The 14,370-nt window shown below is 40.8% G+C and carries 12 protein-coding genes; 5 read left to right on the top strand and 7 right to left on the bottom strand.

Annotated features, from left to right (window positions below):
- Positions 1-25: 25 nt before the first annotated feature.
- The 5 genes from FTU22_RS08380 (at position 26) to FTU22_RS08400 (ending at position 4,935) form a co-directional block, all read left to right on the top strand.
- On the top strand, positions 26-799 hold the full coding sequence (locus FTU22_RS08380; RefSeq protein ID WP_180093907.1) for an enoyl-CoA hydratase: 774 nt from the start codon (positions 26-28) through the stop codon (positions 797-799).
- Positions 800-816: 17 nt separating this feature from the next.
- Complete coding sequence (locus tag FTU22_RS08385) at positions 817-1,848, top strand: enoyl-CoA hydratase/isomerase family protein (RefSeq protein WP_257225901.1); 1,032 nt, start codon at positions 817-819, stop codon at positions 1,846-1,848.
- Positions 1,849-2,052: 204 nt separating this feature from the next.
- A complete protein-coding gene (locus FTU22_RS08390; protein WP_180093911.1) occupies positions 2,053-3,390 on the top strand; it encodes an MFS transporter in 1,338 nt (445 codons plus the stop codon).
- 481 nt (positions 3,391-3,871) lie between these two features.
- Positions 3,872-4,108: a VF530 family DNA-binding protein gene (locus tag FTU22_RS08395; RefSeq protein ID WP_168377462.1), complete on the top strand. Its 237-nt coding sequence runs from the start codon at positions 3,872-3,874 to the stop codon at positions 4,106-4,108.
- Between the two features lie 128 nt (positions 4,109-4,236).
- The gene (locus FTU22_RS08400) at positions 4,237-4,935 is read left to right on the top strand and encodes a DUF1826 domain-containing protein (protein ID WP_180004439.1); all 699 of its coding nucleotides are present in this window, start codon (positions 4,237-4,239) and stop codon (positions 4,933-4,935) included.
- Positions 4,936-5,049: 114 nt separating this feature from the next.
- Here the strand turns inward: FTU22_RS08400 and FTU22_RS08405 are convergent, their stop codons facing one another.
- From FTU22_RS08405 to modB, 7 genes are all read right to left on the bottom strand, one after another.
- Positions 5,050-8,205 carry an efflux RND transporter permease subunit gene (locus FTU22_RS08405; RefSeq protein WP_180093913.1) on the bottom strand — a complete coding sequence of 1,052 codons (3,156 nt, stop codon included), beginning with the start codon at positions 8,203-8,205 and terminating at the stop codon, positions 5,050-5,052.
- Positions 8,195-9,421 carry an efflux RND transporter periplasmic adaptor subunit gene (locus tag FTU22_RS08410; protein ID WP_180054725.1) on the bottom strand — a complete coding sequence of 409 codons (1,227 nt, stop codon included), beginning with the start codon at positions 9,419-9,421 and terminating at the stop codon, positions 8,195-8,197. The genes FTU22_RS08405 and FTU22_RS08410 overlap by 11 nt, the downstream gene beginning before the upstream one ends.
- A 13-nt stretch (positions 9,422-9,434) precedes the next feature.
- Positions 9,435-10,757, bottom strand: coding sequence for a TolC family protein (locus FTU22_RS08415; protein ID WP_180054728.1), 1,323 nt, complete (start codon positions 10,755-10,757; stop codon positions 9,435-9,437).
- Positions 10,758-10,804: 47 nt separating this feature from the next.
- On the bottom strand, positions 10,805-11,233 hold the full coding sequence (locus FTU22_RS08420; RefSeq protein ID WP_218945786.1) for a cation efflux protein, CzcI-like: 429 nt from the start codon (positions 11,231-11,233) through the stop codon (positions 10,805-10,807).
- A 194-nt stretch (positions 11,234-11,427) separates the two neighbouring features.
- Entirely contained in the window at positions 11,428-12,831 is a 1,404-nt protein-coding gene (locus FTU22_RS08425) for an amino acid permease (RefSeq protein WP_180079118.1), read from the bottom strand.
- Between the two features lie 213 nt (positions 12,832-13,044).
- Positions 13,045-13,683: an ATP-binding cassette domain-containing protein gene (locus FTU22_RS08430; RefSeq protein WP_180064078.1), complete on the bottom strand. Its 639-nt coding sequence runs from the start codon at positions 13,681-13,683 to the stop codon at positions 13,045-13,047.
- The gene (gene modB, locus FTU22_RS08435; protein ID WP_180093915.1) at positions 13,670-14,368 is read right to left on the bottom strand and encodes a molybdate ABC transporter permease subunit; all 699 of its coding nucleotides are present in this window, start codon (positions 14,366-14,368) and stop codon (positions 13,670-13,672) included. Before modB ends, FTU22_RS08430 begins: the two co-directional genes overlap by 14 nt.
- Between the last annotated feature and the right edge of the window lie 2 nt (positions 14,369-14,370).

Consider the following 14,370-nt stretch of genomic DNA (forward strand, 5'->3'; position numbering starts at 1 on the left):
TATTGAACATATATAGGGATATTACATGCAATTTGAAACGATTCTGCTTGAAAAGAACAATGGTGTTGGACTTATTACTTTAAATCGTCCTCAGGCCTTAAATGCATTAAATAGCACATTAATTCAAGACCTTAATTTGGCCTTAGATGATTTAGACAGAGATTCTTCCATTGGCTGTATGGTTATTACAGGTTCAGAAAAAGCCTTTGCCGCTGGTGCAGATATTAAAGAAATGGCTGAACTGAGTTTTCCGAATATTTATTTGGATGATTTTTTTCATCTGGCAGATCGAATTGCACAGCGCCGTAAACCTTTAATCGCAGCTGTCAGTGGTTATGCGTTAGGTGGAGGCTGTGAGTTAGCGCTCATGTGTGACTTTATTTACTGTGCCGACAATGCAAAATTTGGTTTACCAGAAGTGACATTGGGAGTAATCCCAGGGATAGGTGGGACACAGCGTTTAACGCTTGCTATTGGTAAGGCCAAAGCCATGGAAATGTGTCTGACTGCGAGACAAATGGGCGCAGCAGAAGCAGAGCAGAGTGGTTTAGTTGCTCAGGTCTTTCCTAAAGAGGAGTTGGTCGAAAAGACCTTAAAAGCTGCTGAAAAAATAGCGGAAAAATCTGTGGTGGCAACCATGATGATCAAAGAGTCAATTAACCGTGCATTTGAAGTCAGTTTGCAAGAAGGTTTGCGTTTTGAACGCAGAACATTCCATTCGATTTTTGCAACTCAAGACCAAAAAGAAGGCATGCAAGCATTTGTTGAAAAGCGCCAAGCCAATTTTAAACACAATTAAAAATAAAAAAGGATGATATGGATATGAGTACAAATAACTTAATGATTGAAGAACATGGACATTTAGGCCAAATCAGTTTAGATCGCGTGGCAAGTTTAAATGCCTTGTCTTTGAATATGATCCAAGGGATTCAACAGCAATTAGCACTATGGGCTGATCAAACCAATATTCATGCCGTACTTATTCGCTCAAATAGTCCCAAAGCATTTTGTGCAGGTGGAGATATTCGCTATCTCTATGATAGTTATATGAATGGTAGAGATGATCATCAAGCTTATTTTCAAGCTGAGTATGAAATGCTGAACACCATTCGTTCGTATGAAAAACCCATTATTGTCATACTCGATGGCTATGTACTTGGCGGTGGATTTGGCTTAGCCCAAGCATGTCATGTGCTTGTCAGCAGCGAAAAGTCTAGATTTGCCATGCCTGAAACTGCCATTGGATTTTTCCCAGATGTGGCTGCGACACACTTTTTATCACGTTTAGATGATATTGGTGTGTACATGGCAACTACGGGCGATCAAATCAGTGCTAGCGATGCGTTGTATCTAGATTTGATTGACTACCATGTTCCGAGTGAGCAACTTGTTCAATTAGAAGAAGATTTAAGAAATTCCAAGCATCTCAGCAAAGAAAATATTGAACAATTGATTGCGAAATATATTACTCGACCAGCGGAAAGTGAACTCAGTCAAAATGCAGATTTAATTCGTAAGCATTTTGGTTTTGAGAGCATTGATGCCATTGAAAATAGTCTTGAAAATGAACAGCATAATGATGCTCAAGCGTGGGCGTTAAAAATACGCAATACCTTGGAACAACGATCTCCAATCGCGAAAAGGATCAGTTTGCAACTCCAACATTTAGGTCGAAGTCTTTCACTAAACCAATGCATGCAAATTGAACGACATTTGCAAGATGTTTGGTTTCAACATGGCGATATTGTCGAAGGTGTTCGCGCATTAATTGTGGATAAAGACAAGCAGCCAAAGTGGCAACAATCTAGTCCGACTTTAGACAAAATAATGGAGGAAATATCTATTTAATCAGTGATTTAAAAAACTTTAACGGTTCAAACCATTGGTCAATATTCATACTTAATTTCTTATTCGATATGAACAAGTGACTCATCATAAATTAAACATATATAAGATCTGAAAAATATTGATTTTCAAGAAGAAAATCATCATACAAATCAAGCATCGTGAAAATGCAATATAGAAATATCTTGCAGAATAAGGAAGATTACAATGCAAAATGTACAGGGAAACACAGCTCCACCTGCTAAGTCCTCGCATCGTTTAGCGGGTATTTCCAGCATGGTGGGTACAACCATCGAATGGTATGACTTTTTTATCTATGGTGCTGCCGCAGCACTCATTTTCAATCGACTTTTTTTCCCAAATCTTGATCCCTTAACGGGCGTATTGGCAGCATTTGCTACCTATGCTGTAGGCTTTATTGGTCGACCACTTGGTGGAATTGTTTTTGGCCATTTTGGCGATAAAATTGGTCGTAAATCAATGTTATTGGTCACATTAATGTTGATGGGTATTCCAACGGTGATGATTGGGTTGTTACCGACATTTGAAACCATTGGTTATTGGGCAACGGTCTGTTTAATTATTTTAAGATTTATACAGGGCATGGCCATGGGTGGAGAATGGGGCGGAGCAGTCCTCATGGCGGTAGAGCATGCGCCAGCGGGTAAAAAAGGCTTTTGGGGAAGTTTACCGCAAGCCAGTACAGGTGGTGGTTTATTGCTCGCTTCGGTGGCTTTAGGTCTAGTCTCAATGTTGCCTGAAGAAGCACTTTTTAGCTGGGGTTGGCGTCTACCATTTTTAGCCAGCATTATTTTACTGGCTGTAGGTTGGTATATTCGCGTAAAGGTGCCTGAGTCTCCAGACTTTGAAAAAGTTAAAGCTCAAACCGAAACAATTAAAGTTCCAGCAAAACAAGTGTTTAAAAATCATCCTAAGCAGTTGATTACGATTATTTTATCTCGTGCTGCTGAAAATGCTTGGTTCTATTTGGCATCGACATTTGCTTTAGCTTATACAACCACACAGCTAAATATTCCTCGACAAGATATCTTGTTTGCAACGATTTGTGGTGCTGCAGTCATCATGGTTATTACGCCAATTTTTGGACATTTGTCTGATAAAGTTGGGCAAAAAAACATGTTTAGATTTGGTTTATGCGTATTGGCTATATACAGCTATCCATTTTTTGCGATGTTAAATACCAAGGATCCTGTATTGGTTTGGACGGCCATTGTGATTGGTATTGGCGTGGTTTTTCCTTTGATGTATGCGCCGCAGTCACAGTTATTTTCACGCCAATTTCCAGCAGAAATACGCTATAGCGGTATTTCAATCTCAGTTCAATTTGCAGGCGTGCTAGGTGGCGGTTTAGCACCATTAATCGCGACGAAATTGCTAAGTATTGGTGATGGAAGCCCTAATTTAATTATTGCCTATATTTCAGGCTTTGCTGTGATTGCGATTATTGCATCATCATTTTTAAAGCCAGATCAAATAGAGCAAAAGACTAAAGTATTTAGTAGTGAGGAAATCAAATCTTCCTAAATCAACAATCAGTAAAACAATTGATTGATTTAAAATTCAGAATTTCAACTATAGAAATACATGTGATTTAGCCATAGCAATCGTTGTTATGGCTTTTTTTGTTTAAGGATTGTGCCAGAACAAATTTATTTTTAGCGTAGCTTAGGAACATAGCAATTTGAATACAGTTGATGTGCAAGAGCCGTGAATTATCATCTTTGTAAATAAAGTTGAAGCATTTCGTATAATATATATTATGTTAAATAGCATATCCAAGACTGTGGCCTACACAACGCATCCGTTGCCACAGCTCGACATCGTGAATCTGTAAAATTATCATTCACGATGCCGAGTACGCTAATGAACATAATATACGTTATGCCGAAATCAGAATCTTATCAATTGGCGAATCTGACGTTCCTGATGTTTAAATTCAAACCCTATCATTTTTTCAACTCGCTCAGGTTATAATAATGGTCTCCCAAAATATGATTGATCTAATATGAGCACCTCCAATGACCCTTTACACGGCAAAAAACTTGCTGACATCTTGGATGAATTATTGGATTACTACGGTGGTTTTGAAGGCTTAAGCCGCAAAATTGAAATTAGATGTTTTTGCATAGATCCAAGCGTTAAATCATCACTACGATTCTTACGTACTACACCTTGGGCACATGAAAAAGTAGAAAGCTTATATTTGTATGTCTTACGCCAAAAAGCCAAACAGAAAGCGTAACGATTAATACCTACGCTCAAATAATCTTGTATAGCAGTTTGTGTTTTAAGATAAAATGAAACTGCTTAATCCTTCTAGCACTTCCTTGTACGCAGTATCTTCGCCTCAGATTTAATTCGATCCCTATTATGAGCAATACTTTTTCCCAGCATCCTCAAATTGGTGTAGTCACTACATTTTCTGAATTGATTCATAGTCATTTCGAAGGTCAAATGAATGCGCTTTGCTGGCAACGCAGCATACAAGGCGACTTTAAAGAAATAGTCGAAAAACTCGAACTGATTGAAAATATAACCGAAATTTCTATAGATGATCTGATGAAGTTAACACTTTCATCGCAAGGCCATTTAGCCAGAGAAGTTATTTTAAATGATCTGCAACAATTAACAGAATTTGGTGCATCACCTTCGTTGAACTTGCTCAAATGTTATGAACGAGATGATGAATTCGATTTCATCTCAACCGATGTTTATTCCTTTCATGTCGATCGATCACCTATCGCTACCGATACCTTTTTATGTACATATTATGGTGCTTCCAGTGATATTGTGCCAAATGATCAAGTGACACAAAGAATCTTAATTCCTAAAATACGAGAACAACTTAAAGATTTGTACGATGGCCCTACCTCAGAATTTGATGATTTTTTAGCGGAATATTTTTTTGATTTACATTATCAGCTCAAAGAAAATGCTGTGCCTGTAAATCTAGGCAATGGTCATCTTTGGCGTTTAGCGGTGGATCATCCTACACAGCAAGTTTTGCCTTGTGTACACCGCGCACCTGTAGAAAATGTAGGTGAATATCGGCTTATACTGATTTGCTGATTTTAGCTGTGTTTAAATATTGATAAATCGTAAGTCCATACGATCCATTCTGTCTAATGAATGAACCGTATGGGTTAATGCAATATCGTTTTAATCAAAATTGCTTAGTCTAGATTATTGAGATCGAGCTGTATTAAGCCAGCGGTAAAGCACTGGCAATAGCACCAAGGTCAGCAAGGTGGAAGAAAGAATACCGCCGATCACAACCGTGGCTAAAGGCCGTTGCACTTCCGCACCTGTACCTGTTGCCAAAGCCATTGGTACAAAACCTAAAGAGGCAACACAGGCAGTCATGAGTACTGGGCGTAATCGAAGTACAGCGCCCTGCCATACGGCTTCATGCAATGGATACTTGTCCCCCAGTTCTTTAATGAAGGTCAGCATGACCAGGCCATTCAGCACAGCAACACCTGAGAGTGCAATAAATCCAATCCCTGCAGACATCGAAAGCGGAATATCTCTTAACCAAAGAAACAATACACCGCCCGTTAAGGCAAAGGGTACGCCAGTAAAGACCAGCAGACTTTCTTTCACATTATGAAATACTGCCATTAATAAAATAAAGATGGTCAGTAGTGCTAAAGGAATGACAATTTGCATTCTTGCTTTGGCAGATGCAAGGTTTTCAAATTGACCGCCATATTCAATCCAATAACCGCTTGGTAATGCATATTGTTTCAGCTGAGTCTGCATACCCGCCACAAAAGAACCTAAATCACGGCCCTCAACATTGGCAGTCACTACAATACGGCGTTTACCATTCTCACGGCTGACTTGATTGATCCCATCTACATTAGACACTGTGGCAACATTTGAGAGTACAATACTGCCACCATTTGGCAACTTTAACGGTAGTTGTGAAATTGTACTTACATTACGATCTTGATCATTTAAACGAATAACAAAATCAAAACGGCGATCACCTTCTAAAATCTCCCCTACACTTTGTCCACCGACACTGGCTGCCACAGTATCCTGTATAGATTTAACGCTTGAACCATATTGCGCAGCCAAAGCCTTATCTATTTCAATATTTAATAAAGGCAAACCTGAGGTTTGTTCAACTTTTACGGCGCTACTCCCCGCAACTTGCTGCATAATTTTGGCAATTTTAGTGGCTTCTGTGTTAAGCACTTGCATATCATCGCCAAATATTTTAACGCCCACATCACTACGCACACCTGAGATCAACTCATTAAAGCGCAGTTCAATAGGTTGGGAAAACTCACTGTTATTACCTGGAATTGTAGCCACATAAGCCACCATACGGCCACGCAGTTCATCCACACTTTCTTTAGGGTTTGGCCATTCATTACGTGGTTTGAGCATGATATAACCATCGGAAATGTTCGGAGGCATTACATCGGTTGCCACTTCTGCTGTACCTGTACGAGCAAATACAGCCTGAATCTCTGGAAATTTTTTCAGCAGCAATTTCTCAGCGTTCTCCTGCATTTTTAATGATTCTTCTAGGCCTGTGCTTGGTGAGCGCATCAACTGAACTGCAAAATCACCCTCACTCAGCTGTGGTGCAAACTCACTGCCAATTTTGGTGCTTAAAAGCCCAGTAATGAGCAGTAAACACAGTGCAAAAGTCATCACTACAGCCTTGTAATGAAAGGCTTTATTTAAAATTTGAAGATACTGCTTTTTCAGCCAATTCATCCAACGGCTTTCTGTTTCTTTAATTTCACCTTTCACCCAAAGCGCTACAGCAGCAGGTACAAATGTAATAGACAGAATGATCGCCGCCACAAGTGCCAATACCACAGTTAATGCCATCGGATGGAACATTTTTGCTTCTACACCACTTAAAGCAAAAATTGGCAAATAAACCACTAAAATAATTAACTGACCGAATATCAGCGGACGGCGCGCCTGACGTGCAGCCAAAAAGACTTCTTTAAAGCGTTCATTTTGCGTTAATGGACGTTTCAAAATTTGCTGTGCATGGGCTAAACGTCGTATACAGTTTTCAACAATCACCACTGCACCATCAACAATAATCCCGAAATCCAATGCGCCTAAGCTCATTAGGTTCGCGCTGATATTCTTTTGTGCCATGCCGGTTAAGGTAAACAGCATTGACAGCGGAATAACACAGGCCGTAATGAGTGCTGCACGGATATTGCCTAAAAAGATAAATAAAATGATGATGACTAGAATTGCGCCTTCAACCAAGTTCTTTTGAACGGTTTTAATCGCTTTCTCCACCAATGTGGTACGGTCATACACTGTTTCAATTTTTACCCCTTTGGGTAAGCTGGCTTGAATGTCTTTAATTTTGGAATCTACAGCTTTCGAGACAGTTCGGCTATTTTGTCCCATAGCCATCATGGCAATACCTAAAACCGTTTCTTCTCCGTTATAGGTTGCACCACCTGTGCGCAAATCATGCCCAATGGAGACTTGCGCAATATCACCCACCCGAATTGGACTGCCATTTGGGCTGTCAATCATGGTGTTTTCAATATCTGAAATGGTGTTTAAGGTTCCCGGCACTCGAACTGTTAACTGCTGACCATTTTCCTCAATAAATCCTGCACCACGGTTTTCATTATTTTCTGTAAGCGCTTGCTGTAATTGTTCTAATGACAGGTTCAGCTGTTGCATGCGGTTTAAATCAGGTGAAACCACGTAGGTTTTATTAAAACCACCAATACTGTTGACCTCGGCAACACCTTGTACACGCTGTAATTGCGGACGCACAATCCAGTCCTGAATTTCACGCAAATCCATCGCGCTATATGCCGTACCATCTGCTTTTTTTGCATTGGGTTCTGCTTTCAGCACCCATTGATAAATCTCGCCCAAACCTGTCGAAACTGGCGACATCGTCGGAGAAACCTGAGCTGGCAATGACGACTGAACTTCCTGTACCCGCTGATTAATTTGCTGACGTGCCCAGTAAATATCCGTACCGTCTTTAAAGACAATCGTGACTTGTGACAGGCCATAACGGGAAATAGAACGGGTCAACTCCAAATCTGGAATACCTGCCATCGCATTTTCAATCGGATAAGTAATCCGCTGTTCAACTTCTAACGCTGTAAAGCCATTGGCCTGCGTATTAATTTGCACTTGGGTGTTGGTAATATCAGGTACTGCATCAATCGGCAGTTTTTGATAACTGTAAATCCCGACGGCAATCCATGTGCAGACAAACAGCATCACCCAAATTGCATTTTGAATTGAAAACTGAATAATGCGTTCGAATAGACCTTCTGGCTTTGGTAAATCTGTGTTCGGGTTCTCTGAATTAGTGTTCATGGCCAGCCTCGTCTTTTTCCAGTTCAGATTTCAGTAAAAAACTGCCTTGGGAAATATACTTTTGCCCTGCCTCAAGACCCGAAATCACTTCTAGCCATTGCCCATCACTGGATGCTTGTCCAAGTTTTAGCGCTTGTGCTTTTAAATGCACTTGGCCTTTTAGCTCAGATTCAACAATAAAAATACTGTCTTGACCCTCAATACTTTGCACGGCGGACTTTTGCACCCGTAATGCTTTTTTAGTACCTGAATCAGCCAATAGCACGTTGACCATCACATTCGGGCGAAGCTCAGCAGATTGTTGTTTTAATTTGGCACGTACCACCAAGCGTCCCGTTTGCACATCTGCCTTTGACGTCAGGCTTTGTACCTCTGCGCTATAGAGCTGATCTGAGCCATTGATTTTGAAAGAGACGTTTTGACCCGTTTGTAATTGTGCGGAATATTGATGAGTTAAGTTAAATTCTAGCCACAAATCTTTTAGCTGTTCAATGGTGAACAATTGATCTGCCAATTGTACATTTTCACCCACCACAATATCTTTTTGACTAATCACGCCAGCGATTGGCGCACGAATAATAAATCGTCCGTTTTGACCGCTATTCGCGCCCAAAGCTTGTAAGCGCGATTGTGCTGACTGTACGCTAATTTGAGCCTGACGATAGGCATTTTCAGCACGCTGGAAGTCCTGTTTGGCAGAAATTCCTTGAGACCATAGCTTTTGCTCACGCTGATAATCTTGACGGGCTAAATCTAAATTGGCTTCTGCCATACGTAAATTGGCTTGCTGATCAATCAATTCAGGTACTGACAGCACAGCTAAAGTTTGACCTTTTTGTACAGTTTGACCGAGTGCTACACTGACTTGTTCGACATGACCGCTGAAGTTTGGGGAAATATGTGCCTGCTGATCTGTATTGACCGCCAATTTACCCGGCAATTGAATAATATTTTCGACCAGACCATTTTCTACAGTCGCAATTTTAATTCCTTGTTCCACCATTTGTTGAGTGGTGAGTTGCAGTTCACCTTCTTCCGCATGTTCTGCTTCAGTATCACTCTTTTTGGCTTCGCTATTTTCACCTTCCGACTCAGTTTTATCCGCATCGGATTTATTTGTACTTAACCAAATAGCAGTACACAGCATCAGCGTTAGGCCAACCAAAACTGCAATCATCAAAGGCTGTGAAATTTTTCCATCTTGTTTAATTTTCATGTGATTAACTGCCTTATTGTGCTGATGCGCTGTTGATGAGATTTTGGGATGCCTCAATGGCTTTTTTATTCAATTGGCTATAAGCATCTGAACGGCTGATTTCTTCATAACTGGTTCCAATACTTAAGGCTTCAGCACTGAGTGCGCTTTGCCAAGCCTGCGCCAAAATTTGCATTTGGCTAAGTCGAAGGTCTTGGAGTTGTTTTGTGGTTTGCTGTACGTCTGTAATAGCAAATTTACCTGCCTGAAAACCTTGCAAAGTTCGGTTTTGAACCTTTTCAGCCAAACCAATCTGATTGCCTGTGGCATCAAACTGCATACGCAGACCTTTAAGCTGGTGAATGCTATTGGCAATGTCCAAAACTTGCTGTTTTAACTCGCGCTGTTGCTGATGATTTAATAAAATTTGCTGTTTTTGCGCCATTGGAATGGCATATTGCTGGCGGTTAAAAATATTGAGCGGAATATCCACACCAAGTACCAAGGCCGTATCATTGGCGTCAGTTGGAGACTTGGTACGTGACATGCCCATATTTAGGGTTGGGTTTGGACGTGCCTGTACTTTTAAATGTTCAATTTGCTGATTTGCCTGCTGAACATTCAAGGCATACAATTTTTGTAGCCAACCTTCCGATAAATTACGCTCAACTAAACTTTGGCTCTGTTCAGGCCAAGGCGTAACGCTGTTATTCAACGCAATTTGCGACGTAGTTTCACCCCATAAATTAGAAAGCTGACGCGCCACAGTTTGCTGTTTTAAAAGCGCCTGTTGGTATAGACGCTGTATTTCCAAAGCTTCAATTTGAGCGCGCTCTACATCCACCAAAGCAATACTGCCTGCCTGATAGCGTTTTTGCGCGCTGTCCAAATTAGATTTACTGAGTTTGAGCTGTGTAGCGTAAATCGATTGCTCATTTTGAGCGATGGCTAGCTGTGACCATGCAAACTTCACAATCAACTGACTTTGCGCATTCCAAATTTGCTGTTGCAACTGTATTTGCTGTGCAGAGGTACTCGCGAGTGCTTGATTGATTTTACGCTGACCGAATACATCCATTGGCTGGCTGATTCCGATACTGAGCTCTTGATCTTGATTTTTACCAAAACCATTTTGTTCAATCGATAGACTTGGGTTTTGCCAAAGCTTGCTTTGGCGCACATTAAAATCTGAGATTTGCTGTTGTTGTTGCCAAATATCTGTTTGGGCTTGGTAGTTTTGTACTTTGGCAAATGCAGATTCAAAACTACTGACATTTTCCGCAAAAGTACTTTGTAAGGCCGTCGAAATACCGACAGCTAAGCCTAGACGTATAAACGCCATAAAATATAAAGACATGATTTTTCCCACTCATTTATTAAAAAAAGTGGCGGGAATGTTTTAGGCTACCCCGCCATTAGCGGGGCATAAACAGGAGGAGGTGTTTGCAGTAATAAATCAGGGGCTTGATAAAGATTCTTCCAAACAAATTTTGGCGAATATTCAAAGCTCTGATGTGCAATAAAAAGAATCGATTGTTGGTTTTGTACAATCAAATGCGTCATAGACGGTAAATGGTCTTGATGATCTTCACCGAGTTGCAGATCGTTAGCGGTATTTTTGACTGGTTTGCTACTGGATTCAGATGCTTGATGCAACGAATGCTGTGGATTGGTTTCACTGCTGACGCATAAGGTATTTTGATGATGACCAAAATGATAGCTTTGAACAACTTGAGTTTGCTCTTCATGCACACAGAAAGCGGCTGCCACGTTCCAAAGGCTTTGGAACATGAACAATCCAACTAAGACTGTTATCCATGTCGCAGAACGCATATTGCATCAATCAAGAAAATTTTAACGATTATAAAGCTTGGAGTCGGTCGAAGGTCAAGTGAATCTTTGAATTTGTCTTAAAAATGGATTGCCATAGAGATATAACGTAACGCATTCGCTTTAATCCCCTGACACGGCACATTCTAAAGACAATCCATTGGTTCATGATTACGATTTTTATCAGCGAAACTTTTTTAATTTAGTTCTGAATCATTCTTCAACTTAGCTTTTCTTGTCACAACTAAGCCGCAGAGCACCACCAATGTCGTAACACCTAAAGATAATGAAGTTTCATAACTGTAGGCTGGAGATAAAAACATATAGATCAGCACACTTAAGATCACCAAAATGACTGCCCATGTCAGCCATGGAAATAGCCACATTTTAAACGCAACCTCAGTTCCATTTTTTTCGATTTGTGTTCTCAATTTAAGCTGTGAAAATGCAATCACTAAATAAACCAATAAGGCAATTGAACCTGTTGTAGACAGTAAAAATCCAAATACTTGGCCTGGAAATAAATAATTGACTGCACAGCAAATTAAGCCCACTACAGACGATGCCAATACTGCAATTGCAGGCACACCAGAGGCATTAATTGATGTGACCCATTGAGGTGCTTCTTTGCGTGTCCCCAATGAAAATAGCATCCTTGATGAACTATAAAGTGCGGCATTCATACAACTTGCAACCGCAATAAAGACCACACTATCAATAATCAATTTTGATTGAGGGACATTTAAACTGACCAAGACATATTGGAAGGTGCCTAATTGTTGTAATTGCGGTGAACGCCAATCGACCAATGCAACCGTTATAAAAATTGAAACCACAAAAAATAAGATAACCCGATACAACACTAAATTGGTTGCGCGTTTAATTTTTTGCTCAGGATCTTTTGATTCTGCTGCAGCGATCGATAAAATTTCTACACCAAAGAATGAGAATGCTGAAATCAATATTGCTGAAAGCACGCCACCCAGACCATTTGGCAAAAATCCATCATTTTTGAATAGATTTTCTACACCACTCACTTCAGGTGCTAAGGGCCAAAATCCAAATATGGCGGTGAGTCCAATGGCGATAAAAATTACAATAGCCAAGACTTTTATCAGAGAAAACCAAAATTCAAACTCACCAAAACTCCGAGTACTAAAAAAGTTCGCTAAACTGAGAAGCACAATAAAGAATGTCGCAAATACAGCACTTGATATTGAAGGAAACCATGCATGCAGAATTTCTGCACCAGCGATTGCTTCAATTGGAATAACTAAAACCCAAAACCACCAATATAACCATCCGATGGTAAAGCCCGCCCAAGGCCCAATGGCTTTTCTTGCATAGGTTGAAAATGAGCCGGTGTCAGGTTGAGCTACAGCCATTTCTCCCAACATTCGCATGATTAAAAAAACCAAAATACTGGTAGTAATATAAGCAAGAACGGCGGCAGGCCCTGCTTTTGCAATCGCAGCAGATGATCCAACAAACAGTCCAGCACCAATTACACCACCAATACTGATCATTGTAATATGCCGATTAGATAGCCCTGCACCCAGTTTTGCAGTTGAATTATGTGTGGCTAAGCTATCATCATGCATCGATTAGATTCCCTGTCTGCACGGTCAGTCGTACAAATCATTATTTCCAAGATCATTAGGAATAAAAAAGGGAAAACGCTGTGTTCTCCCTTGTTTTGTAACAATTTAATCTAGAAAATGAGTTTTTCATAGTTCTAATCAAAACTTTAAGATGCAACTTAATGCCATTTTTTCATCTAATTTATTGTTATTACTTATATAATTTATATTTATTTAAAAACTTATTTGACCATTTTCTAGATGCAAAACATGGGCTTTTAAATAATCTAATTCATCGCCATGATGCGTAACATATATCATCGGCAGCGCCAACTGTTCTTTCACCGTGTTTAAAAATGGCAATATTTGATCTTTCAGCCTGCGGTCCAGTCCTGTCAGCGGTTCATCTAACAGCAGTAAGTCAGGCTGTGACAGCAATGCGCGTCCTATGGAAACGCGCTGCGCTTCTCCGCCAGAAAGTTCATGCGCCCGCCGTTTGAGCAGTGGCTGTAACTCAAGCAGATTAGTCACTTGCTCAAATTTAAATTTCGCATTTTCCTGAGCGCCTAAGTTCTCCGCATATTGCAGATTTTGCTGCACATTCATATGCGGAAAAAGCCATGATTTTTGAAAAATCAGCGCAATACTGCGTTGATGCATCGGCACGTTAATCTTCTGCGCCGTATCGAACACATCACGCTGATTCAGCGATATATAACCTTGCTGCGGCTGCAGCAAACCAACCAAATTTTTCAGCAGCGTAGACTTGCCGCTGCCTGATGGCCCCATAATGCCAAGCAGCTGTTCTTGCATCTGCAGCCGAGCCTGCAATTGAAAATCTGCATATTGAAACTGAAAATCACACTGAAGCATGGCCGGCTCCGAGTTTTCGCTGATAGAACTGTAAAATATAATAATTGGCAATCAATGCGCCAAAAGCCGCCAGCAGTGAAAGGATCACTAAACGCATTGCGGATTCTTCGCCATTGGGCTGCTGTATCAGCGAATAGATAGCAATTGGAATGGTTCGGGTTTCATCAGGAATATTACCCACAAAGGTAATGGTTGCGCCAAATTCGCCTAAACTTCGGCTAAATCCTAAAATGCTCCCGATTAAAATGCCCGGCAATGCCAGCGGCAGGCTAATTGATGCAAATACCCGTAACGGATGCGCGCCTAGGGAGCCTGCAACCTGCTCCAGCTGCTGATTGATCATTTGAAAAGACAAACGGATCGGCTGCACAATCAGCGGAAATGACACAATCATGGATGCTAAAACGGCACCTTTCCAATTAAAAGCCAGTTGAATGCCCCATTCATTGAGCAGCTTGCCGATCCAGCCATTTGAACCAAACAGCACCAATAGCAGATAACCTAAAACCACCGGCGGCAGCACCATCGGCATTTGTAACAGCGCTTCGACTAAAAATTTCAAATGAAACTCATAGCGCGCCAGCACCCAAGCCAGCCCAATAGCAAATGGCAAGCAAAATACAGTGGCGCAAACGGCAACTTTAGCCGATAGATACAATGCGCTCCACTCTTCTAGGCTCAGCATGC

This window comes from Acinetobacter sp. YH12076, from assembly GCF_013419525.1.
GTDB lineage: Bacteria > Pseudomonadota > Gammaproteobacteria > Pseudomonadales > Moraxellaceae > Acinetobacter > Acinetobacter amyesii.

What these genes read in the sequence shown, in the direction of transcription:
- FTU22_RS08380 (WP_180093907.1), top strand. Translation starts at nt 26, where the DNA reads ATGCAATTTGAAACGATTCTGCTTGAAAAGAACAATGGTGTTGGACTT.
- FTU22_RS08385 (WP_257225901.1), top strand. Translation starts at nt 817, where the DNA reads ATGGATATGAGTACAAATAACTTAATGATTGAAGAACATGGACATTTA.
- FTU22_RS08390 (WP_180093911.1), top strand. Translation starts at nt 2,053, where the DNA reads ATGCAAAATGTACAGGGAAACACAGCTCCACCTGCTAAGTCCTCGCAT.
- FTU22_RS08395 (WP_168377462.1), top strand. Translation starts at nt 3,872, where the DNA reads ATGAGCACCTCCAATGACCCTTTACACGGCAAAAAACTTGCTGACATC.
- FTU22_RS08400 (WP_180004439.1), top strand. Translation starts at nt 4,237, where the DNA reads ATGAGCAATACTTTTTCCCAGCATCCTCAAATTGGTGTAGTCACTACA.
- FTU22_RS08405 (WP_180093913.1), bottom strand. Translation starts at nt 8,205, where the DNA reads ATGAACACTAATTCAGAGAACCCGAACACAGATTTACCAAAGCCAGAA.
- FTU22_RS08410 (WP_180054725.1), bottom strand. Translation starts at nt 9,421, where the DNA reads ATGAAAATTAAACAAGATGGAAAAATTTCACAGCCTTTGATGATTGCA.
- FTU22_RS08415 (WP_180054728.1), bottom strand. Translation starts at nt 10,757, where the DNA reads ATGTCTTTATATTTTATGGCGTTTATACGTCTAGGCTTAGCTGTCGGT.
- FTU22_RS08420 (WP_218945786.1), bottom strand. Translation starts at nt 11,233, where the DNA reads ATGCGTTCTGCGACATGGATAACAGTCTTAGTTGGATTGTTCATGTTC.
- FTU22_RS08425 (WP_180079118.1), bottom strand. Translation starts at nt 12,831, where the DNA reads ATGCATGATGATAGCTTAGCCACACATAATTCAACTGCAAAACTGGGT.
- FTU22_RS08430 (WP_180064078.1), bottom strand. Translation starts at nt 13,683, where the DNA reads ATGCTTCAGTGTGATTTTCAGTTTCAATATGCAGATTTTCAATTGCAG.
- modB (WP_180093915.1), bottom strand. Translation starts at nt 14,368, where the DNA reads ATGCTGAGCCTAGAAGAGTGGAGCGCATTGTATCTATCGGCTAAAGTT.